The organism is Pseudomonas cremoricolorata DSM 17059 = NBRC 16634 (genome assembly GCF_000425745.1).
GTDB classification, from domain to species: Bacteria; Pseudomonadota; Gammaproteobacteria; order Pseudomonadales; family Pseudomonadaceae; genus Aquipseudomonas; species Aquipseudomonas cremoricolorata.
Genome location: NZ_KE384442.1, coordinates 116,387 through 138,237, shown reverse-complemented (window position 1 = coordinate 138,237; position 21,851 = coordinate 116,387). Strand labels below are relative to the sequence as shown.

Sequence of the window (21,851 nt, the reverse complement as noted above, 5' to 3'; positions counted from 1 at the left end):
TTATAGCCAATGCGACTGATTCTTGTTCTTCCTCAACCAGAATCAGCCCCCATAACGTTCGCGCGACAGGGAGCGCCTTCGATGTCCACAGGTTTCAAACGCCCTTCTTCCTTGCCCGGCCAGGTTGGCCGGTTGTCTCTGCTGACCCTGGCGATGCTCGCCGGCGGCACCTGCAGCCTGCCGACGCTGGCAGCCGAGCCTGCGCAGGCCAGCAGCCCGCGAATGGGTGACTACCGCTTCGCCATCGAGCAACAACCGCTGGTTTCGGCGCTCAACGCGTTCAGCCAGGTCACCGGCTGGCAGGTGGGCTTCTCGGCCGAACTGGCCCAGGGCGTTGCCTCGGCAGGGGTGCGCGGCTCGCTGAAACCTGAGGCCGCCCTCACCCGCCTCCTGCACGGCACCGGGCTCAGCTACCGCACCATCGGCAGCGGCAACGTGGTGATCGAACGGCAAACGGCGGCGCGCAACAACAGCATCGCCCTGCAGCAACTGACTGTCAGTGCCACCCGCAGCGCGCAGGATGTGAGCCAGGTGCCGAGCACGGTCAGCGTGCAGACCCGCGAGCAGCTCGACCGCGACAACGTCAACAGCATCGCCGACCTGGTGCGTTATGAACCGGGGGTGTCGGTCAGCGGCATCGGTCAGCGCAGCGGCCTGAACGGCTACAACATCCGCGGCATCGACGGCGAACGGGTGCTGACCCAGATCGATGGCGTGGCGATCCCCGACAGCTTCTTCTTCGGCCCCTACGCCCAGACCCAGCGCAATTACGTCGACCCGGAAATCATCAAGCGCGTGGAAATCCTCCGCGGCCCGGCCTCGGTGCTGTACGGCAGCAATGCCATCGGCGGCGCGGTGAGCTACTTCACCCTCGACCCACAAGACATCATCAAGCCCGGCAAGGAAGTCGGCGCACGCCTGAAAACCGGCTACAGCTCGGCCGACGAGAGCTGGCTGACCTCCGCCACCGTGGCTGGCCGCCAAGGCCGGTTCGACGGCCTGCTGCACCTCAGCCAGCGCAATGGCCACGAGCAGGCCTCGTACGGCACGCACAGCGGCGACGGCCTGGCGCGCACCGAAGCCAACCCCGAAGACACGCGCAGCACCAACGTGCTGGCCAAGCTCGGCTGGGACTACGCCGACGATGCCCGCCTCGGCCTGACCTACGAACGCTTCAAGAATGACCGCGACCAGAACGTGCTCAGCGCGGTCGGCGGCCCGTTCAACAACGGTGCGGGTTTTGGCATGTACCGCAGCCGTCTGGCCAACGACACGGTCACCCGCGAGCGCTTCGGCATCGATCACGACGTGCGCCTGGACACCACCCTGGCCGACCATCTGAAATGGAGCCTGAACTACCAGATCGCCAAGACCGACCAGAGCACCGAGGAAATCTACTTCCCGTTCAGCCGCACCGTGCTGCGCACCCGCGACACCACCTACAAGAACCGCCACTTCGTGTTCGACGCCCAGCTCGACAAGGCCTTCAGCCTGGCCGACACCGAACACGTGCTGACCTACGGCACCACCCTCAAGCACGAGAAGGTCACCGGTTCGCGCAGCGGCACCGGCACCTGCCTGGCCGTCGGCGCCGGCTGCCCGAGCATCGGCTTCGACCGCCCCACCGACGGCCAGGCGCTGGTCAGCGATTTCCCCGACCCCACCGTCAATACCTACAGCCTATTCGTGCAGGACGAGATCCGCTGGAACGACTGGACCTTCCTGCCCGGCGCCCGCTACGACTACACGCACATGAAGCCGCGCATCACCGACGAGTTCCTGCGTGGCCTGCAAGGCAGCGCCGGCGCCCCGCCGAGCAGCATCGACGCCTCGGAGAAACGCTGGCACCGGGTTTCACCCAAGCTCGGCGTCACCTACGCCTTCGATGAGCACTACACCGGCTACGGCCAGTACGCCGAAGGCTTCCGCACACCGACCGCAAAGTCGATGTACGGCCGCTTCGATAATCCGCTCGAAGGCTACCGCGTCGAAGGCAACCCAGACCTCGAACCGGAAAAGAGCAAGAGCTTCGAAGTGGGCCTGCGCGGCAATTTCGATGCCGGCCAGTTCGACGTGGCGGTGTTCTACAACACGTATCGCGACTTCATCAACGAAGACGCCGTGCAGTCGGCGTCGCTGGGCGACACCTACCAGGCCAACAACATTCGCCGCGCCACAATCAAGGGCAGCGAGGTCAAGGGCCGTATCGATCTCGGCCACTTCGGCGCAACCGATGGCCTGTATGCACAAGGCTCGCTGGCCTACCTGCACGGACGCAACGACGATACCGGCCAGCCGCTGAACTCGATCAACCCGCTGACCACGGTATGGGGCCTGGGCTATGAGCAGCCGCAGTACGGTGGCCTGCTCAGCTTGACCCTGGTCAAGCGCAAGGACCGGGTCGACGACACCAACTTCTTTGCCCCCGACGGCACCAGCAGCCGCTTCCGCACACCCGGTTACGGCGTGCTCGACCTTACTGGCTTCTACAAGCTCACCGATGACCTGACCGTCAATGCCGGCCTGTACAACCTGACCGACAAGAAGTACTGGCAATGGGACTCGGTGCGCGCCTACGACGGCCTGGGCGAGGCCGGGGTGACCCAGCCCGCCAACCTCGACCGCCTGACCCTGCCGGGTCGCAACTTCGCCATCAACCTGGTGTGGGATATCTGACCTCGACCGCCGCGCCGGGCTCGCCTGCACAGGTGCGCCCGGCGCTTTTTTTACGCTGATGCCCGGGCTTCTTCGTCTTCTATAGAGCGCCCCGAATCGACCTCTGAATGAACAAGGACAGACCATGACCACTGCCCCCACCGCCGAGCGCGCCAGCCTGCGCTCGCAACGCCTGAACCAGGCCACCCATGCGCCGCACAGCGCACTGGACGCCCTGGTCAAATCCCATGCCCCGTTCGACAGCCGAGAAAGCTTCGCCCACTTCGTCGTCGCCCAGTACCTGTTCCAGGCCGAGCTGCAGCCGCTGTACAGCGACCCGCGGCTGCTGGCCATCGTCCCCGACCTGCCCCAGCGCTGCCGCGCCGAACAGGCGCGCCTCGACCTCGCCGACCTCGGCATGCCGCTGCCCCAGCCTGTGCCGGGCGCCTTGCAGGCGACAGGCCTGGGTGAAGCGCTGGGCTGGATCTTCGTTTCGGAAGGCTCCAAACTGGGCGCTGCCTTTCTGATCAAGCGGGCTGCCGCGCTTGGCCTGTCGGACAGCTTCGGCGCGCGTCATCTCGGCGAGCCGGCCGGGGGCCGTGCCGAGGGTTGGAAGCAGTTCACGCGGGCACTCGATGCCCTGCAGCTTTCGCCGCAGGACGACGCTGCTGCCGAACGCGCGGCGGTGGCTGCGTTCGAACGCTTCACGCACCTGCTCGAACAGGCCTATGCGAACGATCGCGCATCAGCCTGAAACACCCGTTCCGGCCATGCCAACATGGCCGGATGACCCTGCAGTGAGACCATGACCCAACTTGCCCGCTCCCGACTGTCCCGCCTGCTGTACGCGATCCTGGCTTACGTCAGCCTGGGCATCGGCTTGATCGCCATCGTCATTCCGGGTCTGCCCACCACCGAGTTCATCCTCCTTGCGGCCTGGGCCGCCACCCGCAGCTCGCCGCGGCTAAGCGCCTGGCTGGAAAACCACCGCCTGTTCGGTCCGATTCTGCACAACTGGCGCAATGGCAAGATCATCCAGCGCCGGGCCAAGGTCAGCGCCACGCTGAGCATGCTGTTCTGCGCCGCGCTCATGCTGATCGTGCTCGAACACCACTGGCCGGTGTTTCTCGCCATCGCTGGCATGACCTTGGGCAATCTGTGGATCTGGTCGCGCCCCGAGCGGCTCCCTGTCGTGGATCAGCCCCAGTCGGCGCAGCATCGTCTACCGTAGAAGGCGGTGGGCGTGAGCCAGACCCCACCTTCACCCTTGACGGAGACGCACGCCATGACCCTGTTCAACCCCGGCCACCTGCACATCGAACGCCACGCGCTGAACAAGGACGACCACAGTTACGACCTGTGCATCGATTACGAGGTATTCCAGGACCCCAAGGAAGGCCTGGGCATGACCTTCCGCCTGCACGGCACCATCGAGAACCAGCCAGTGGACGACAGTTTCTTCCTGGCCAAGGACCAGGCCTTCGACTTCGCCCGCCACGTCACCCGCCTGGCCGAACGTCACGGCCTGCCCAAGTCGGCCACCAGCCTGGCCTCTTCACACAAATTCTACGACCTGATGTTCGAAGACATCCGCGCCCAACTGCACGTCAAGTCCGGCGACCCGATGAAACCCGAACACCTGACCTGACAGCGCTGGGGTTGCTGCACCAGGCGAGGCATACTGGGCGCCTTTCCCGGCCCTGACTTCGGCACCCCATGCGTATTCACGTCAGCTTCATCGACCGCGTCGGCATCACTCAGGAAGTGCTGGCCCTGCTCGGCGCACGCCATCTCAACCTCGATGCGGTGGAGATGGTGCCGCCGAACGTCTACATCGATGCTCCGACCCTGAGCCCCGCGGTGCTCGAAGAGCTGCACGATGCGCTGCTGGATGTTCACGGCGTGCAGTCGGTCGAGGTGGTCGACATTCTTCCCGGACAGCGCCGCCACCTGCAGCTCGATGCGCTGCTGGCGGCGATGAGCGATCCGGTGCTGGCGGTGGACAGCGCGGGCAAGGTACTGCTGGCCAACCCGGCGCTGATTGCGTTGTGCGGGCGAGAATCGGCAGGCCGCTCGGTCAGCGAGCTGTTCAACGACCCGGGCCTGTTGCAAGTGCTGCTGGACAACAATTTCCACCTGCCCATGCGCGAGATGCAGCTCAATGGGCAGAGCCTGCTGCTGGATGCCACGCCCATCACCAATGCCGGCGCCCTGCTGACGCTGTACTCGCCCACGCGCATGGGTCAGCGTCTGTCGGCGCTGCGCCATGATGCCGCCGACGGGCTGGATACGCTGCTCGGGGAATCGCCGGCGATTCGCACCTTGAAGGCACGGGCATTGCGGGTCGCCGCACTGGATGCGCCGCTGCTGGTGCACGGTGAGACCGGTACCGGCAAGGAACTGGTGGCACGCGCCTGCCATGCCCTGAGCAGCCGTCAGTCGGCGCCGTTTTTGGCGCTCAACTGCGCGGCGCTGCCCGAGAGCCTGGCCGAAAGCGAACTGTTCGGCTACGCCCCCGGTGCCTTCACCGGCGCCCAGCGCGGCGGCAAGCCGGGGCTGATGGAGCTGGCCAACAAGGGCACGGTGTTCCTCGACGAGATCGGCGAAATGTCGCCGTACTTGCAGGCCAAGCTGCTGCGCTTTCTCAGCGACGGCAGTTTTCGCCGAGTCGGCGGCGACCGCGAGGTCAAGGTCGATGTGCGCATCATCAGCGCAACCCACCGCGACCTTGAACGGATGGTCGCCGAGGGCAGCTTCCGTGAAGACCTGTTCTACCGCCTCAACGTACTCAACCTGCAAGTCCCGCCACTGCGTGACCGCGGACAGGACATTGTCATGCTGGCCCAGGTGTTCATGGAGCAAGCCTGCACGCAGATTCAGCGCCCAGCGTGTCGCCTGAGCACCGCCACCCACGCCGCGCTGCTCGGCAACCCGTGGCCGGGCAACGTACGCCAGTTGCAGAACGTGATCTTTCGTGCGGCAGCGATCTGTGAGCGGCAACTGATCGACATCGGCGACCTGGACATTGCCGGCACTTCGGTCGCCAGCGGGCAGCCGGGCGCGGTGGCAAGCCTGGAGCGAGCGGTCGCCGACTTCGAACGCGACCTGCTGCAGCGTCTGTACGCCAGCTACCCCTCCACCCGCCAGCTGGCCGTGCGCCTGCAAACCTCGCACAGCGCCATCGCGCAACGCCTGCGCAAGTACGGCATCGGCCGGGATAAATAACCCGACCGCTCGATGTAGGAATCGTGAGCGCACCGTACGAAATTCAATACATCGTATTCATATCGATACAGTCGTGCCCGACCCTTACCCGATAACCTTTTGATTGTATAAACCTTCGCAGGCGAGGCTGGCTGTATCGAAATCGATACGGATAACGTAGTGCAGGGATTCGACGTACTCCCATGAAGCCCTCTAACCACGGGTGTTGGCCACGTCTGGCCGTGTTCTTGCTAGACAAGAGTTTCCAGAGCGTGGGACTACACTGCGCCTGACCTCCTGCATTCCGAGGACTTTTCATGAGCGAGTTGCGTTTTACCGAAGATCACGAATGGCTGCGCGCCGAGGCCGACGGAAGCGTCACGGTAGGCATCACCGCCTACGCCCAGCAAGCGCTGGGTGATGTGGTGTACGTGCAGTTGCCGGAATTGCAGCACTACGATCGAGGCGACGAGGCGGCCACGGTCGAATCGGTGAAGGCCGCCAGCGGCGTGTACATGCCATTGACCGGTGAAGTGCTGGAAGTCAACCAACAACTGGCCGACCAGCCAGAGCTGGTCAACGAGCAACCGCTGGGCCAGGGCTGGTTCTTCCGTTTCCGCCCCAGCGACCCCGCCGCCCTCGCCGCCCTGCTCGACGAAGACGCCTACGCCCGCCTGCTTGCCGCCACTGCCTGAGACCCTCGTGATGACCCTCAACCTCAGCACCGCCAACGAATTCATCGCCCGCCACATCGGCCCGAATGCCGCCGACGAGCAGGCCATGCTCGACAGCCTGGGCTTCGACTCCCTCGAGGCCATGAGCGACGCCGTGATCCCGGCCAGCATCAAGGGCACCAGCGTGCTCGGCAACGCCGATGCACAGAGCGAAGCCGACGCTCTCGCCGCACTCAAGGCCATCGCGGGCAACAACCAGCTGTACAAGAGCTATATCGGCCAGGGCTACTACAACTGCCATACCCCCGCACCGATTCTGCGCAACCTGCTGGAGAACCCGGCCTGGTACACCGCCTACACGCCCTATCAGCCGGAAATCTCCCAGGGTCGCCTGGAAGCGCTGCTGAACTTCCAGACCCTGATCAGTGACCTCACAGGCCTGCCGATCAGCAACGCCTCCCTGCTCGACGAAGCCACTGCGGCGGCAGAGGCGATGACCTTCTGCAAGCGCCTGTCGAAGAACAAGGCGAGCCAGCGCTTCTTTGCCTCCGTGCATTGTCACCCACAGACGCTGGACGTGCTGCGCACCCGTGCCGAGCCGCTGGGCATCGAGGTAGTGGTGGGCGATGAAGCCGAGTTGGGTGATGTCTCGGGCTTCTTCGGTGCCTTGCTGCAATACCCTGCAAGCCATGGCGAGGTGTTCGACTACCGCGAGCTGGTGCAGCGCCTGCACGAGGGCAACGCGCTGGTGGCGGTCGCCGCCGACCTGCTGGCCCTGACGCTGCTCACCCCACCGGGTGAGTTCGACGCCGACGTCGCCATCGGCACCGCCCAGCGCTTCGGCGTGCCGCTTGGCTTCGGCGGCCCGCACGCCGCCTACTTCGCCACCCGCGATGGCTTCAAGCGCGACATGCCGGGGCGGCTGGTCGGGGTTTCCATCGACCGTTTCGGCAACACCGCGCTGCGCCTGGCGATGCAAACCCGCGAGCAACACATCCGCCGCGAGAAAGCCACCTCGAACATCTGCACCGCACAGGTGCTGCTGGCCAACATCGCCAGCATGTACGCCGTTTATCACGGCCCGGCCGGGCTGACGCGCATCGCCGAACGCATTCATGGCCTGACCGCCATTCTCGCCGAGGGCCTTACCCAGCTGGGCTTGACCCTGGTCGGTGACAGCGCCTTCGACACTCTGACGCTGCACACCGGTGCCGACACCGCGGCGCTGCACCAGCGCGCTTGTGAACAGCGCATCAACCTGCGCCAGATCGATGCCCAGCAGTTGGGTGTATCGCTGGACGAAACCACCTCCCAGGCCGATGTCGAGGCGCTGCTGGCGCTGTTCGCAGGCGAACGTGCGGCGCCCGATTTCAGCGCGCTAGCGGCCAGCGCCGGGTCGCGCCTGCCGGCCGCACTGCGGCGTCAGTCGGCCTTCCTGCAACATTCAGTGTTCCAGCGTTATCACAGCGAGACCGAGCTGATGCGCTACCTGCGCCGGCTGGCCGACAAGGACCTGGCCCTGGACCGCAGCATGATCCCGCTGGGTTCGTGCACCATGAAACTCAACGCCGCCAGCGAGATGATTCCGGTCACCTGGGCCGAATTCGGCAACCTGCACCCGTTCGCACCGACCGAGCAGAGCCAGGGCTATCTGCAACTGACTCGCGAACTGGAGGCCATGCTCTGCGCTGCCACCGGCTACGACGCCGTATCGCTGCAGCCCAACGCCGGCTCCCAGGGCGAATACGCCGGCCTGCTGGCGATCCGCGCCTACCACCGCAGCCGCGGCGACAGCCACCGCAACATCTGCCTGATTCCGGCCTCGGCCCATGGCACCAATCCGGCCACGGCGAACATGGCCGGCATGCGCGTGGTGGTGACCGCCTGCGATGCCCGCGGCAACGTCGACATCGACGACCTGCGCGCCAAGGCCCAGCAACACCGCGAGCAACTGGCGGCGCTGATGATCACCTACCCGTCGACCCATGGCGTGTTCGAAGAAGCCATTGGCGAGATCTGCGCGATCATCCATGACCACGGCGGCCAGGTGTACATCGATGGCGCCAACATGAATGCCATGGTCGGCCTGTGCGCACCGGGCAAGTTCGGCGGTGACGTGTCGCACCTGAACCTGCACAAGACCTTCTGCATTCCCCATGGCGGCGGCGGCCCCGGTGTTGGCCCGATTGGCGTCAAGGCGCATCTGGCGCCGTTCCTGCCAGGCCATGCCAGCCTCGAACACACCGAGGGTGCGGTGTGCGCGGCGCCCTTCGGCAGCGCCAGCATCCTGCCGATCACCTGGATGTACATTCGCATGATGGGCGGCGCGGGCCTCAAGCGCGCCTCGCAGATGGCCATTCTCAATGCCAACTACATTGCCCGTCGCCTCGAGCAGCACTACCCGGTGCTTTACACCGGCAGCAACGGCCTGGTGGCCCACGAATGCATCCTCGATCTGCGCCCGCTCAAAGACAGCAGCGGCATCAGCGTCGATGACGTGGCCAAGCGCCTGATCGACTTCGGCTTCCATGCCCCGACCATGTCGTTCCCGGTCGCCGGTACGCTGATGATCGAACCCACCGAAAGTGAATCGAAACAGGAGCTCGATCGCTTCTGCGACGCCATGATCCAGATCCGCGAAGAAATCCGCGCAGTCGAAGATGGCCGTCTGGACAAGGACGACAACCCGCTGAAGAACGCCCCGCACACCGCCGCCGAACTGGTCGGCGAGTGGCCCCATGGCTATGGTCGGGAACAGGCGGTGTATCCGCTGCCCAGCCTGGTCGAGGGCAAGTACTGGCCGCCGGTGGGTCGGGTCGACAACGTGTATGGCGACCGCAACCTGGTCTGCGCCTGCCCGCCGATCGAGCTGTACCAAGAGAGCTGATCGCCCGCCCGCCAGGACTGGCCACGGCAACACCCGTGGCAGCCCTGGCCTGGTCGTCGGCCTGCTGCTGGCCGACCTTCCCCAGATTCGAGGAACCTCCGATGTCCGATTCACTGCGCTACACACCGCTGCATGCCTTGCACCTTGAACTGGGCGCACGCATGGTCCCTTTCGCCGGATACGACATGCCGGTGCAATACCCCCTTGGCGTGCTCAAGGAGCACCTGCACACCCGCGCCCAGGCCGGCTTGTTCGACGTCTCGCACATGGGCCAGATTCTCTTGCGCGGCGCGCAGGCGGCGCAGGCGCTGGAGCGCCTGGTACCGGTGGATATCATCGACTTGCCACAGGGCTTGCAGCGCTATGCGCTGTTCACCAACGAGCGCGGCGGCATCCTCGATGACCTGATGGTGGCCCGCCTGGCCGAAGACGAGCTGCTGCTGGTGGTCAACGCCGCCTGCAAGCAGCAGGACCTCGACTACCTGCGCGAGCAGTTGCAGGCGCACTGTGAAGTGTTGCCGCTGTTCGAAGAGCGCGCGCTGCTGGCCCTGCAGGGCCCTGCCGCTGTCGAGGCGCTGGCCCGGCTGGCCCCGGAAGTGGCGCAGATGACCTTCATGCAGGTGCGCCCAGTGGCGCTGCTCGATGCCCACTGCATCTTCAGCCGCTCGGGCTACACCGGCGAAGACGGTTTTGAAATCTCGGTGCCGGCACCGGCGGCCGAGGCGCTGGCACGGCACCTGCTGAGCCAGCCCGAGGTACAGCCCATCGGCCTCGGCGCCCGTGACTCGCTGCGCCTGGAAGCTGGCCTGTGCCTGTACGGGCACGACATGGACAGCGCCACCACGCCCGTGCAGGCCAGCCTGTCGTGGGCCATATCGAAGGCCCGCCGCAGTGATGGCGCCCGCGCGGGTGGCTTCCCCGGTGCCGAGGTGCTGTTCGCGCAGCAGCGCGATGGCGTGGCGCGCAAGCGGGTCGGCCTGCTGGTACAAGCGCGTTCGCCAGTACGTGAAGGCGCCGAGGTGGTCGATGCCACTGGTCAGACAGTTGGTCAGGTTACCAGTGGTGGTTTTGGCCCGTCGCTGGAAGCGCCCATGGCCATGGCCTATATCGATAACGAACACACTGCACTGGGTACGGAACTGTTCGCCCTGGTACGGGGTAAATCGATTCCGGTTCGGGTCAGTAAAATGCCTTTCGTTGCACCGCGTTATCAGCGCAACTGAAACACCCCATCAACTTGCTGCGCCGTTCGCTTTCGAACAGCGCAGCAGGTATCCGAACACGGCGCCAGACCAAGCACTGCGCCGTTTGCGACACTTATGTCGCTTTTCTGCAAAGCGCCTGATAGTGGGGTTGGTGAGGGCTTGTTTTCTCGCCGAGAGTTGGCGTAGAGTCGTTTCACTGTGTTTGCATGGGTCGCTTAGTGGAACGTGACCTGGGCCAGTAGCTACCTTTTGCTACCACCCGCTCGATGCCAGACTTCCTGCAACCAGCCAGTAAGTTTTTCACTCACTCAATCGTGTAAAAACTACTGTTATTCCAAACTCAGATTCATAGGAAGTAAGACAATGGCAGAGCGTCAGAATGGTACCGTCAAGTGGTTCAATGACGAAAAAGGCTACGGCTTCATCACCCCGGAAAGCGGTGCCGACCTCTTCGTTCACTTCCGTGCAATCGAAGGCAACGGCTTCAAGAGCCTGAAAGAAGGTCAGAAAGTCTCCTTCGAAGCCGTGCAAGGTCAGAAAGGCCTGCAGGCTGACAAAGTCCAGGTCTCCGAGTAATCGGCTCCTGATAAAAAGCCCCTGCCAAGTGCAGGGGCTTTTTTTTGTCCGTAGAATACCGGCTTCGTTTCTCGGAGTCGCCAGCATGCCCCAGCCTCTACTGCACCCCCAGGGTGATTTCCCCGCGGTCGGCTTTTCCCGCCGACTGGCCGCCATGTTCTACGACTTCCTGTTGTGCACCGCGCTGCTGATCGTCACCGCCGGCGTGTACAAGATGATCCAGCTGGCGATCATCGGTGAGACCCGCATGCGCGCCCTGACCGATGCCGGCGCGCTGGACGGTGATCCGCTGCTATCGACGATTCTGTTGTTCGCGCTGTTCGGCTTCTTCGCCAAGTTCTGGACCCATGGCGGGCAGACGCTGGGCATGCAGGTGTGGGGGGTGCGGGTACAGAACGCCGATGGCAGTGCCATCAGCCTGTGGCAGGCACTGCTGCGTTTCGTGGTGTCGATTGCGTCATGGCTGTGCCTGGGGCTGGGCTTTTTCTGGGCGCTGTTCGACAAACGCCAGCGCACCTGGCACGACCTGTATTCCGACACGCAGTTGGTCAGGGTGCCCAAGCTCAAGCGTTGAACGTGGCGCGCAGTACCGCTGGGCACTGCCCGCCGCTCATCAACCTGCCCTGCGCAACAACCACAGACCGGCCGCGGCACACACCAGCGCCGGTAGCGCCACGGCGAGCAACGGCGGGAAGCCAAAGACCTGGCTGGAGGGCCCCAGCAGCTCACCGGCAATGCGGAACACGAAGCCCACCAGCACCCCGGTGAAGACCCGCTGACCCAGGGTCACCGAACGCAGCGGGCCGAAGATGAACGAAATGGCCATCAGCACCAGCGCAGCGGTCACCGCCGGTTGCAGCACCTTGGTCCAGAACGCCAGCCAGTAACGGGCGTTGTTCAGGCCCTGGTCGGCCAAGTAGTGGATGTAGTCCCACAGGCCTGTGATCGACAGCGACTCAGGCGCCAGCACCACGGTGTTGAGCAGCTCCGGCGACACCGAGACATCCCAGCGTTCTTCAGGGGCCTTCACCACTTCGGTGTGGTCGCCACGGAAGAAAGTGGTGCTGACATCATTGAGCATCCAGTGATCGTCGTTGTAGGTCGCGCGTCGGGCGAAGCTTGAGGTGATGATCTCGCGCTTGTCGTTGAAGCGATAACGCGTCACACCCAGCAGCAGGCCATTGGGCTGTACCGAGTTGATGTGCACGTACTCTTCGCCCTGACGGTGCCACATGCCGCGCTTGGAACTCAGCGCCTCGCCGCCACCCTGAGCCAGCGAGCGGTCGGCCTGGGCCTTGTTCTCGGTTGCCGGGGCGACGTACTCGCCGATCAGCACGCCGGCCAGCATCAGCACCAGCATAGGTTTCATGACCGCCCAGACGATGCGCCCGATGGACACCCCGGCAGCGCGCATGATGGTCAGCTCGCTGCTGCTGGCCAGGCTGCCAAGGCCGATCAGGCAGCCAATGAGCGCAGCCATGGGCAGCATGTCGTAGACACGTCTAGGCGCGGTCAGCAGCACGTACATCAAGGCATCGCCCAGGGTGTAGGTGTTGCTCAGATCGCCCATTTCATCGATGAAGGCGAACAGCGAGGCCAGGCCGAGGATGATGCCCAGTACCGCAAGAATCGCCAGCAGCACGCTCTGGCCGATGTAGCGATCGAGTTTAACCACGGGCCACCTCCGCACGACGGGCAGCACGTTTGAGGCGCAGTGGCTCCCAGTACATCAGCGCCAGGCCGATGAGCAGGAACAGGCCGTGCACCCACCACATGCCCAGGGCGATCGGCAATTTGCCTTTCTCCAGGGCGCCGCGTACGGAAATCAGCATCGTCAGGTAGGCCATGTACAGAAGAATCGCCGGCAGCAGCTTGAGGAAGCGCCCCTGACGCGGGTTGACCCGGGCCAGCGGTACGGCCATCAGAGTCACGATGAACACCAGAATCGGCAGCGACAGACGCCACTGCAATTCGGCACGCTCGCGCAGGCCGTCCTCGCCGAACAGTTGCAGGGTCGGAATGGCCTCGCGCTCGGTCACCTCTTCATTGACCTCAGGCTTGGGCAGCAACACCCCGTAGGTGTCGTACTTGATCGCGCGGTAGCCGGCTTCGCCTGGGTTGCCGTCGTAGCGGTAGCCGTTTTCCAGCACCAGGTAGCGGTTGCCGTCGGCCTGCACTTCCTGGTGGCCACGCTCGGCGACCAGCACGGTCGGCGGACGATCCTTGCTCTTGTCCTGGTTGAAGCGCTTTTCCGAGATGAACACACCGTCGAGCTTGACCCGGTCATCGGACAGCTGCTCGGTGTAGGTCACCCGGGTGCCATCGCGCAGGGTCTGGAAACGGCCCGGAACCAGGGTGTCGAACTCGGTCAGGGCGTCCTGCTGGTTGATGATCTGCTGCACCTGGGAAACGCCCTGGGGCGCCAGGCTCAGGCTCAGCCAGGCCACCAGCAGCGCGACCAGACCGGCCGGGGCCATGGTCATGGCCAGCAGACGCTGCTGGCTCATGCCGGTGGCGGCCAGCACGGTCATTTCACTTTCCAGGTACAACCGGCCATAGGCCAGCAGAATGCCGAGGAACAGGCCCAGCGGCAGGATCAGTTGGAGGAACCCGGGCAGACGAAAGCCCATGATCATGAACAGCACGCCGGGATCGAGTACGCCCTGGGCCGCCTGGGCCAGGTACTTGATGAAGCGCCCACTCATGATGATCACCAGCAGCACGGCGCTGACGGCGCTCAAGGTCACCAGGACCTCGCGAGACAGATAACGGAAGACGATCAAACCAGAAACTCCTGGGTTGTCAGGGGCGAAGTGCCAGACAAGGAAATCGGACAATCAGGATCATAGCCGGTTCGCCTGAGCCAGCCGACTGTAAAGTGGGCGCATTATCCTGTGATTGGCCGCGCCTGTCACTTGGCCTCGCGCAGCAGCGCAGGTCGGGGTTGTCAGCATGGATGCCAGAGGCTCAAACTGGCAGCTTTTCCACTGGACCGCACACTGGCGGCCAGGCTTGCACGGCACCGCGCCGATTGCACGATCTACTGGGGAGCGAACTATGGAACTGGTTGTAAAGAGCCTCAACGCTGCATCCGTGAAAACCGCAACGCTGGTGCTCGCCGTGGGCGAAGGTCGCGTGCTCGGCGATACGGCCCAGGCCATCGATCTTGCCAGCGGTGGCGCGATCAGCGCCGTGCTCAAGCGCGGCGACCTCGGCGGCAAGCCGGGCCAGACCCTGCTGCTGCACAGCCTGCCGGGGCTCAAGGCCGAGCGCATCCTGCTGGTCGGCAGCGGCAACGGCGAGGCGCTCAACGACCGTACCTGGCGCAAGGTCATCAACAGCGTGGCCGCCGTGCTGAAAACCCTTGGCGGCAGCGATGCCCTGCTGGCGCTGGACGAAGTGGCCGTGCAAGGCCGTGACGGCCACTACGGCAAGTACCGCCTGCTGGCCGAAACCCTGCTCGGCGGCGCCTACGTGTTCGATCGCTTCAAGAGCCAGAAGGCCGACCCACGCGCCTTGAAGAAAGTCACCCTGCTCACCAGCAAGGCGGCCCAGGCCGAGGTCGAGCGCGGCGTGAAGCACGCCAGCGCGATCAGCGCCGGCATGGCCCTGACCCGCGACCTGGGCAACCTGCCGCCTAACCTCTGCCATCCAAGCTTCCTCGCCGAGCAGGCCAAGGACATGGGCAAGTCGCACAAGAACCTCAAGGTCGAAGTGCTCGACGAGAAAAAGATCAAAGACCTCGGCATGGGCGCCTTCTACGCCGTCGGCCAGGGCAGCGACCAGCCGCCGCGCCTGATCGTGCTCAACTACCAGGGCGCGAAGAAGAGCGAGCAGCCTTACGTGCTGGTCGGCAAGGGCATCACTTTCGACACTGGCGGCATCAGCCTCAAGCCAGGGGCCGGCATGGATGAGATGAAGTACGACATGTGCGGCGCTGCCAGCGTGTTCGGCACCTTGCACGCGGTGTTGGCGCTGGATCTGCCGATCAACCTGGTGTGCCTGCTGGCCTGCGCCGAGAACATGCCGAGCGGCGGCGCGACCCGTCCTGGCGATATCGTCACCACCATGAGCGGGCAGACCGTGGAAATCCTCAACACCGACGCCGAAGGCCGTCTGGTGCTGTGCGATACCCTCACCTACGCCGAGCGCTTCAAACCCCGCGCGGTGATCGACATCGCCACCCTGACCGGCGCCTGCATCGTCGCACTGGGCAGCCATACCACCGGGCTGATGGGCAACAACGACGAACTGGTCGAGCAGTTGCTCGATGCCGGCAAGCGCGCAGACGACCGCGCCTGGCAACTGCCGCTGTTCGAAGAGTATCAGGAGCAGCTCGACAGCCCCTTCGCCGACATCGCCAACATCGGTGGGCCAAAGGCCGGCAGCATCACCGCAGGCTGCTTCCTGTCGCGCTTCGCCCGCCAGTACAGCTGGGCGCACATGGACATCGCCGGCACCGCCTGGATCAGTGGTGGCAAGGAAAAAGGCGCCACCGGACGCCCAGTACCGCTGCTGACCCAATACCTGCTCGACCGTGTCGATGCCTGAGCGCCGAGGGGCGGTGACGATCGCGCGTCAGCGGCCGGTTGATCGTTGATGAGCCAAGTCGACTTCTACATCCTGCCCAGCGACTCCCTGGCCGCACGCCTGGAGTTTGCCTGCAAACTGTGTGAGAAGGCCTGGCGGCTGGGTCACGGGGTCTACCTGCACTGCCAGGATGACGCCCAGCGCGATGAACTGGATTCGCTGCTCTGGCGCTTCAAAGGCGAGGCGTTCGTGCCCCACGACCAGGACGAGCAACCTGGCGCAGGCCGGGTGGTGCTGGGCCTGGGTGGCGAGGCCGGCGAACATGGGGATTTGTTGATCAATCTCGGTGGCGAGGTGCCCGGTTTCGTCGGGCAGTTCGCGCGGGTGGCCGAGATCGTGGTGGAAGCGCCTGATATCCGCCAGGCCGCACGCGAGCGGTTCCGTTTCTATCGGGAACGGGGCTATGCTCTACACGATCACCGCTTACAGCGACTTTGACGACCATGGACAAGCCACACAACACCCTGAACCACTCGAACCACCTGCTGGACGATCTCGAGTCGATTCGCGAGCTGCTCGGCGATTCCGACCTGCAGCCGCCGCTGCTCACCGAAACCGTCGAGCATGCCGTACCGACGCTGGGTGAGCGCGTCGACGACGCCGCAGACACCGCCGCCGCCCGGCCGGACGATGCCCAGGCGCGTCGTCAGGACACCCTGCTGCACCTGGACAGCGAACTGCGCGCAGCGGCGCAGTCGATCATGCAGGACGTGATCAACGACTTCACCCCGCACATCGAAACCGAAGTCAAACGACGCCTGGCGGCGCGTATGGAGCGCCTGCTCAACAGCCAGGACTGAGCCCTTCGCTCACCATAGCGGTGCGCCGGAACCAGCTTTCAGCCCCTCTGCTACAGACCCCGCGTGTGGCCATTCAACCGAATGGCCGCAGCCCCTGACGCATGCCGAAGAGGAACAGCAGCAGGTCGTGGTCGGGCTTGGCCTGCGCCTGGGTTTCTGCCTTGGCACGCGGCAGGGCGCATTGCCCCGCCAGATCGGCCTTGCTGAACACGACCATGCGTGGTTGTTCCCAGGCGGCCGCCGCAGCGGTGGTGACTGCAAGCGCCGCGATGAAGAACAAAGCTCGTGCTATTTCTAGTTTCATTACCCTAACCCTTTGACTGCGCTGCCAAACGCTGTTTGGTAAAAGTAGAGCAATGTCTGGAAATGCGCCTGGTTGATTGACGAATGGCGGCGCAATTGACGCAAGTCGTTGTACGCCGCCCGTTGGCAACGAATCCGCCGACGGCACTTTTCCAGGTCCAGCAGGGCTACCTCTACACGAGCGGCGTCATCATGCCCGCTGACTTTGACAAATACATGTTTGCCGTACAGGCAACCGTGCTGCCAGTGCCCCAGGTGCATACGCGCCAGGTTCTCGGCCAGGTCCTTGAGCATCAGTTGGTGCACCGCTTCGGGGTAGCGCTGCAACGCGCCTTCGGTGTACCAGGTTTCCAGGTCGACGAAGCCCTCCAGCGCTTCGCTGACCAGCAAGGCCCGCCACTGGTGCTCGGCATCGCGCTCGGCGCCGGCGAAGACGATACGCGGTACCCGTACCCCGAGCTGTTCGAAGCTGTGCAGGGCATCCAGCTCGCGCAGCACCGTTGGCCGACCGAACGGGTGCAGGAAACTTCGGTAGATGTGGCCTACCTGACGTTTGGCGTAAAGCAGATGGCCGTGGCCATCGTCCAGCCGTTGCACGCCGCTCTCGCCACCGCGCCGTTGATTGGGGGCCTCGACCCACTCCCCTTGCTGCTGCCAGTAGAAGTCGAACTGCGCAGTCTGCTCTTGGGCGGTTGCCATGGATTGTTACCTCTTGCGTGATGCTTGAAATCGCCACATGGCATGAAACGCCAGCAATGCCGTGCGTCGCAGGACTCTGAAGCCTGATGCAACAAAATGTTCCCGGATGGGGTCGCCGGTAACATGAAACCGTCACCATTCGTTCACCTGCACAGGTCAGCAACTCAGACCTTTAACGCGATCGACGACGAGGACGTCGACGCTAGCAATGCGTGAAACTGGGCGCCGTTGCGTCTAGCCAGCGGATCTACCCGGCTAGTTCCAGCATCGAATGGCTACTCGGGTGAAGCGACCGGCCTGCATCGACGGCACATGCGGTGCGCGCCGTTCGCAGCAGGCGAGAACCCAGTGCAAAGGCCGTACCCACATCGCTGATTTTGCGCAGACGATGTGGGATTTCAGACCTGAGGTTGTTCGTTGGGCGCCGCTGCGCTGTCGCTCGGTGCAGCGAGCTGCGGCGCGGTGCCCTTGGCCGTCAGGTCGACCTGGAAGCGGCAACCGTGTGGCGACGTTGCGCTCAGCTTGACCCTCCAGCCTTGGTCGTCGCAGATCCGTTGCACCAGCGACAAGCCCAGGCCCAGGCCCTCACCGCGACGCTCGTCCCCGCGCACGAAGGGCTTGAACATCGCTTCACGCTGCTCTTCGGGAATCCCCACGCCACTGTCTTCGACGCTGAAGCCATCGGCTTCCAGACTCAGACGGATATAGCCCGAGTCGGTGTAGTGCGCCGCGTTGCGCAGCAGGTTGCCCATCACCGACTGCAGGAAGGTAGCGTTGTACTGCTGTGCACCGGCACTGACCCGGCCGTCGTAGTACAGGGTCAGGCCTTTCTGCTCGATGGTGTCGCGCCACACCCCGATCAGGTCGTCGGCCACCTCGCGCAGGGTCGCTTTGGAGGCAATGGCGCCCTCATCATGCTGGGCGCGGGCGAGCATGAGGAAGGTCTTGACCAGCTCGCGCATCTCTTCGGTGGCGCGGGCGATCCGCTCGACCTGGCTGCGCGAGCGGCTGTCGAGGTTGGGATTGACCATCAGCAGCTCGCACGAAGTGGCCAGCACCATCAGCGGCGTGCGCAATTCATGGCTGACATCGCTGGTGAACAACCGCTCGCGGTTCAAGGCATCACGCAGACGACCCAGGGTGTCGTCGAAGGCCACGGCCAACTGCCCCACTTCATCGGCGGCGTAGTCCGGCGCCAGCGGTGGCGCCAGGCCGAGCAACTGATCGCGGTGCCTGACCTGCCTGGCCAGACGAATCACCGGTGCCATCACGCGCCGCGCCAACAGCCATCCAAGCACCACCGCCAGCGCCAGGCTGAGCACGAATCCGACCATCACCACGAAGAACAGCACGCGCTCGCGCTCTTCGAAATCGCTCTGGTCCTGCAGCAACACATAGTGACGACCGTCTACCACCTCGACCATGGCGTGGTACGACAGTTGGTCGCGGAAGACCTCGTGAAAACCGGGTTCGAGGTGATGCAGGTCTTTGGGCAGCTCGAAGTCGTCACGACCATCGCTGAAATAGAACAGCTGGTCGGGGCGCGGTCGGTGGCTCCAGTCACTGACGCTGTCCATGCGCAGCAGGCGTTGCAGATCACCGCCCAGCACGGAAGAGATCAAGCGCTCCTCGACCAGATGCACGGTGGCCACGATGCCGAAGGCGAAGGCGCCTGCGACCAACGCGCTCATCAAGGCAAAGGCGATGATGATGCGCTGGGCAAGGCTTTGCTTAAACTCCATCACGGCCCTCGGCGAGGCGATAGCCGACGCCATGGACGGTATGCAGCAGCGGTTTGTCGAACGGCTTGTCGATCACCTGACGCAACTGGTGAACATGGCTGCGCAGGCTGTCGCTGTCGGGGCAGTCGTCGCCCCACAGCGCCTCTTCCAGCACTTCGCGGCGCAACACGTGCGGGCTTTTTTGCATCAGCACGGCGAGCAGCTTGAGGCCCACCGGGTTGAGCTTCAGCGCCCGCCCCTGGCGACTGACTTCGAGGGTGTCGAGGTCGTAGCTCAGGTCGGCCACCTGCAGCGCGCGGCGTCCGCCACCCTGGGCACGACGCAGAACGGCCTCGATGCGTGCGGCCAGCTCCGACAGGGCGAAGGGCTTGAGCAGGTAGTCGTCAGCGCCCGAGCGGAACCCTTGCAGGCGGTCGTCCAGCTGATCGCGCGCGGTGAGCATGATCACCGGTGTGTCGCGGCGCGCGTCTTCACGCAGGCGCTTGCACAGCGTATAGCCATCGATGCCGGGCAGCATGATGTCGAGCACGATCAGGTCGTAGTGTTCGGTCGCGGCAAGGTGCAGGCCCGACAGGCCATCCTGCGCGCAATCGACGGTATAGCCTTTCATGCCCAGATAATCGGCCAGGTTGGCGAGGATGTCGCGGTTGTCTTCCACCAAAAGAATGCGCATCGAGGTCTCCTGTGCGGTGCTTGGGCGTGCGCAGCTTAAGGCCATCGGCCATGATGACGCCAGTATTGCACGACAGTTAACGGCGGGCGGGTACGCTGGCATCGCGGCCCGGACACGAAAAAGCCCCGCACGGGGCGGGGCTTTTTCAGGTGCTGCGGGGTGAGGCTGGCTTACATCATGCCGCCCATGCCACCCATGCCGCCCATGTCTGGCATGCCGCCAGCTGGTTTTTCTTCCGGCAGGTCAGCGACCATGGCTTCGGTGGTGATCATCAGACCACCGATGGAAGCCGCGGCTTGCAGCGCCGAGCGAGTGACCTTGGCTGGGTCGAGGATACCCATCTCGATCATGTCGCCGTACTCGCCGGTAGCAGCGTTGTAGCCGAAGTTGCCCGAGCCTTGCTTGACCTTGTCAGCGACGACGCTTGGCTCGTCGCCAGCGTTGGCAGTGATCTGGCGCAGCGGCGATTCGACAGCGCGGCGCAGCAGAGCGATACCGACGTTCTGGTCTTCGTTGTCGCCTTTGAGGTCGACGATGGCAGCCAGGGCACGTACCAGGGCAACACCACCGCCAGGCACCACGCCTTCTTCGACGGCTGCACGGGTAGCGTGCAGGGCGTCTTCAACGCGGGCTTTCTTCTCTTTCATTTCGACTTCGGTGCCAGCACCGACTTTGATCAGCGCAACACCGCCAGCCAGTTTGGCCAGACGCTCTTGCAGCTTCTCACGGTCGTAGTCCGAGGAAGTGTCGGCGATTTGCGCACGGATCTGCGTGACGCGGCCTTGGATATCGCCTTCAACGCCAGCACCGTCGATGATGGTGGTGTTTTCCTTGGACAGGACGACGCGCTTGGCGTTACCCAGGTGCTCCAGGGTAGCGGTTTCAAGCGACAGGCCGATCTCCTCGGAGATCACGGTACCGCCGGTCAGGACAGCGATGTCCTGCAGCATGGCCTTGCGGCGATCGCCGAAGCCAGGTGCCTTGACCGCAGCGACCTTGACGATGCCGCGCATGTTGTTGACCACCAGGGTCGCCAGCGCTTCGCCTTCGACGTCTTCGGCAACGATCAGCAGCGGACGGCCGGCCTTGGCGACAGCTTCCAGAACTGGCAGCAGTTCGCGGATGTTGGAGATTTTCTTGTCGACCAGCAGCAGCAGCGGGCCTTCCAGCTCGGCGACCATGGTGTCTGGCTTGTTGACGAAGTACGGCGACAGGTAACCGCGGTCGAACTGCATGCCTTCGACGACGGACAGTTCGTTGTCCAGGCCCGAGCCTTCTTCAACGGTGATCACGCCTTCTTTACCGACTTTTTCCATGGCTTCGGCAATGATCTGGCCGATGGAGGTGTCGGAGTTGGCGGAGATGGTGCCGACCTGAGCGATGGCCTTGGAGTCGGAGCACGGCTTGGACAGGTTCTTCAGCTCGGCGACGACAGCGGCGGTGGCTTTGTCGATACCGCGCTTGAGGTCCATCGGATTCATGCCGGCAGCGACGGCCTTGAGGCCTTCGTTGACGATGGACTGGGCCAGGACGGTGGCAGTGGTGGTGCCGTCACCGGCAGCGTCGTTGGCCTTGGAAGCGACTTCCTTGACCAGTTGCGCGCCCATGTTCTCGAACGCGTCTTTGAGCTCGATCTCTTTGGCTACGGAAACGCCGTCCTTGGTGATGGTCGGGGCGCCGAAGCTCTTGGCCAGGACCACGTTACGGCCTTTCGGGCCGAGGGTCGCTTTTACTGCGTCAGCCAGAACGTTGACACCAACGAGCATTTTCTTACGGGCGGAGTCGCCGAATTTTACGTCTTTAGCAGCCATGATCGTTTAATCCTTGAATTCTCTGGAGTAAC

Annotated in this window: 20 protein-coding genes; 13 read left to right on the top strand and 7 right to left on the bottom strand. The window is 64.1% G+C overall.

Annotated elements, in window-relative coordinates:
- The first annotated feature begins 81 nt into the window (after positions 1-81).
- The 10 genes from H618_RS0119500 (at position 82) to H618_RS0119455 (ending at position 11,775) form a co-directional block, all read left to right on the top strand.
- On the top strand, positions 82-2,676 hold the full coding sequence (locus H618_RS0119500; protein ID WP_028696661.1) for a TonB-dependent receptor: 2,595 nt from the start codon (positions 82-84) through the stop codon (positions 2,674-2,676).
- A gap of 124 nt (positions 2,677-2,800) precedes the next feature.
- Positions 2,801-3,409: a biliverdin-producing heme oxygenase gene (locus tag H618_RS0119495; RefSeq protein ID WP_028696660.1), complete on the top strand. Its 609-nt coding sequence runs from the start codon at positions 2,801-2,803 to the stop codon at positions 3,407-3,409.
- A 51-nt stretch (positions 3,410-3,460) separates the two neighbouring features.
- Entirely contained in the window at positions 3,461-3,886 is a 426-nt protein-coding gene (locus tag H618_RS0119490; RefSeq protein ID WP_028696659.1) for a YbaN family protein, read from the top strand.
- 54 nt (positions 3,887-3,940) lie between these two features.
- Positions 3,941-4,303 (top strand): DUF5064 family protein, encoded by a 363-nt coding sequence (locus H618_RS0119485; RefSeq protein ID WP_028696658.1) that lies wholly within the window; start codon positions 3,941-3,943, stop codon positions 4,301-4,303.
- A 68-nt stretch (positions 4,304-4,371) separates the two neighbouring features.
- On the top strand, positions 4,372-5,880 hold the full coding sequence (locus H618_RS0119480; RefSeq protein ID WP_028696657.1) for a sigma-54-dependent transcriptional regulator: 1,509 nt from the start codon (positions 4,372-4,374) through the stop codon (positions 5,878-5,880).
- A 296-nt stretch (positions 5,881-6,176) separates the two neighbouring features.
- Positions 6,177-6,554 (top strand): glycine cleavage system protein GcvH, encoded by a 378-nt coding sequence (gene gcvH / locus H618_RS0119475; protein ID WP_028696656.1) that lies wholly within the window; start codon positions 6,177-6,179, stop codon positions 6,552-6,554.
- Between the two features lie 10 nt (positions 6,555-6,564).
- A complete protein-coding gene (gene gcvP / locus H618_RS0119470; protein WP_028696655.1) occupies positions 6,565-9,420 on the top strand; it encodes an aminomethyl-transferring glycine dehydrogenase in 2,856 nt (951 codons plus the stop codon).
- Between the two features lie 101 nt (positions 9,421-9,521).
- Positions 9,522-10,643, top strand: coding sequence for a glycine cleavage system aminomethyltransferase GcvT (gene gcvT / locus H618_RS0119465; protein ID WP_028696654.1), 1,122 nt, complete (start codon positions 9,522-9,524; stop codon positions 10,641-10,643).
- 345 nt (positions 10,644-10,988) lie between these two features.
- Positions 10,989-11,201, top strand: coding sequence for a cold-shock protein (locus tag H618_RS0119460; RefSeq protein WP_028696653.1), 213 nt, complete (start codon positions 10,989-10,991; stop codon positions 11,199-11,201).
- 85 nt (positions 11,202-11,286) lie between these two features.
- Positions 11,287-11,775, top strand: a complete 489-nt coding sequence (locus H618_RS0119455) for an RDD family protein (protein ID WP_028696652.1) — start codon at positions 11,287-11,289, stop codon at positions 11,773-11,775.
- 39 nt (positions 11,776-11,814) lie between these two features.
- Here the strand turns inward: H618_RS0119455 and lptG are convergent, their stop codons facing one another.
- The gene (lptG, locus tag H618_RS0119450) at positions 11,815-12,876 is read right to left on the bottom strand and encodes an LPS export ABC transporter permease LptG (protein WP_028696651.1); all 1,062 of its coding nucleotides are present in this window, start codon (positions 12,874-12,876) and stop codon (positions 11,815-11,817) included.
- Positions 12,869-13,984, bottom strand: coding sequence for an LPS export ABC transporter permease LptF (gene lptF, locus H618_RS0119445; protein WP_028696650.1), 1,116 nt, complete (start codon positions 13,982-13,984; stop codon positions 12,869-12,871). Before lptF ends, lptG begins: the two co-directional genes overlap by 8 nt.
- A gap of 274 nt (positions 13,985-14,258) precedes the next feature.
- Here lptF and H618_RS0119440 point away from each other — a divergent pair, with 274 nt between their 5' ends.
- From H618_RS0119440 to H618_RS0119430, 3 genes are read left to right on the top strand one after another with little or no spacing between them, the layout of a single operon-like run.
- On the top strand, positions 14,259-15,752 hold the full coding sequence (locus H618_RS0119440; RefSeq protein ID WP_028696649.1) for a leucyl aminopeptidase: 1,494 nt from the start codon (positions 14,259-14,261) through the stop codon (positions 15,750-15,752).
- Positions 15,753-15,800: 48 nt separating this feature from the next.
- Positions 15,801-16,229, top strand: coding sequence for a DNA polymerase III subunit chi (locus H618_RS0119435; protein ID WP_028696648.1), 429 nt, complete (start codon positions 15,801-15,803; stop codon positions 16,227-16,229).
- Positions 16,230-16,234: 5 nt separating this feature from the next.
- A complete protein-coding gene (locus H618_RS0119430; protein ID WP_028696647.1) occupies positions 16,235-16,591 on the top strand; it encodes a hypothetical protein in 357 nt (118 codons plus the stop codon).
- A 73-nt stretch (positions 16,592-16,664) separates the two neighbouring features.
- On the opposite strand, the gene H618_RS0119425 is transcribed toward H618_RS0119430, so the two are convergent.
- The 5 genes from H618_RS0119425 to groL form a co-directional block, all read right to left on the bottom strand.
- The gene (locus tag H618_RS0119425) at positions 16,665-16,895 is read right to left on the bottom strand and encodes a hypothetical protein (RefSeq protein ID WP_028696646.1); all 231 of its coding nucleotides are present in this window, start codon (positions 16,893-16,895) and stop codon (positions 16,665-16,667) included.
- A complete protein-coding gene (locus tag H618_RS0119420; RefSeq protein ID WP_028696645.1) occupies positions 16,895-17,593 on the bottom strand; it encodes a lipopolysaccharide kinase InaA family protein in 699 nt (232 codons plus the stop codon). Before H618_RS0119420 ends, H618_RS0119425 begins: the two co-directional genes overlap by 1 nt.
- A gap of 398 nt (positions 17,594-17,991) precedes the next feature.
- Positions 17,992-19,335, bottom strand: coding sequence for a sensor histidine kinase (locus H618_RS21955; RefSeq protein WP_050577360.1), 1,344 nt, complete (start codon positions 19,333-19,335; stop codon positions 17,992-17,994).
- Entirely contained in the window at positions 19,325-20,008 is a 684-nt protein-coding gene (gene colR / locus H618_RS0119410; protein WP_028696644.1) for a two-component system response regulator ColR, read from the bottom strand. The genes H618_RS21955 and colR overlap by 11 nt, the downstream gene beginning before the upstream one ends.
- A gap of 170 nt (positions 20,009-20,178) precedes the next feature.
- Positions 20,179-21,819 (bottom strand): chaperonin GroEL, encoded by a 1,641-nt coding sequence (gene groL / locus H618_RS0119405; protein ID WP_028696643.1) that lies wholly within the window; start codon positions 21,817-21,819, stop codon positions 20,179-20,181.
- Positions 21,820-21,851: the final 32 nt, after the last annotated feature.

Bases quoted from the DNA above. Each gene is read 5' to 3' on its own strand.
- gcvH (WP_028696656.1), top strand. From the start codon at position 6,177: ATGAGCGAGTTGCGTTTTACCGAAGATCACGAATGGCTGCGCGCCGAG.
- H618_RS21955 (WP_050577360.1), bottom strand. From the start codon at position 19,335: ATGGAGTTTAAGCAAAGCCTTGCCCAGCGCATCATCATCGCCTTTGCC.
- H618_RS0119500 (WP_028696661.1), top strand. From the start codon at position 82: ATGTCCACAGGTTTCAAACGCCCTTCTTCCTTGCCCGGCCAGGTTGGC.
- H618_RS0119430 (WP_028696647.1), top strand. From the start codon at position 16,235: ATGGACAAGCCACACAACACCCTGAACCACTCGAACCACCTGCTGGAC.
- H618_RS0119485 (WP_028696658.1), top strand. From the start codon at position 3,941: ATGACCCTGTTCAACCCCGGCCACCTGCACATCGAACGCCACGCGCTG.
- H618_RS0119440 (WP_028696649.1), top strand. From the start codon at position 14,259: ATGGAACTGGTTGTAAAGAGCCTCAACGCTGCATCCGTGAAAACCGCA.
- H618_RS0119460 (WP_028696653.1), top strand. From the start codon at position 10,989: ATGGCAGAGCGTCAGAATGGTACCGTCAAGTGGTTCAATGACGAAAAA.
- H618_RS0119495 (WP_028696660.1), top strand. From the start codon at position 2,801: ATGACCACTGCCCCCACCGCCGAGCGCGCCAGCCTGCGCTCGCAACGC.
- colR (WP_028696644.1), bottom strand. From the start codon at position 20,008: ATGCGCATTCTTTTGGTGGAAGACAACCGCGACATCCTCGCCAACCTG.
- groL (WP_028696643.1), bottom strand. From the start codon at position 21,819: ATGGCTGCTAAAGACGTAAAATTCGGCGACTCCGCCCGTAAGAAAATG.
- H618_RS0119420 (WP_028696645.1), bottom strand. From the start codon at position 17,593: ATGGCAACCGCCCAAGAGCAGACTGCGCAGTTCGACTTCTACTGGCAG.
- H618_RS0119435 (WP_028696648.1), top strand. From the start codon at position 15,801: ATGAGCCAAGTCGACTTCTACATCCTGCCCAGCGACTCCCTGGCCGCA.
- gcvP (WP_028696655.1), top strand. From the start codon at position 6,565: ATGACCCTCAACCTCAGCACCGCCAACGAATTCATCGCCCGCCACATC.
- H618_RS0119490 (WP_028696659.1), top strand. From the start codon at position 3,461: ATGACCCAACTTGCCCGCTCCCGACTGTCCCGCCTGCTGTACGCGATC.
- H618_RS0119425 (WP_028696646.1), bottom strand. From the start codon at position 16,895: ATGAAACTAGAAATAGCACGAGCTTTGTTCTTCATCGCGGCGCTTGCA.
- H618_RS0119480 (WP_028696657.1), top strand. From the start codon at position 4,372: ATGCGTATTCACGTCAGCTTCATCGACCGCGTCGGCATCACTCAGGAA.
- H618_RS0119455 (WP_028696652.1), top strand. From the start codon at position 11,287: ATGCCCCAGCCTCTACTGCACCCCCAGGGTGATTTCCCCGCGGTCGGC.
- gcvT (WP_028696654.1), top strand. From the start codon at position 9,522: ATGTCCGATTCACTGCGCTACACACCGCTGCATGCCTTGCACCTTGAA.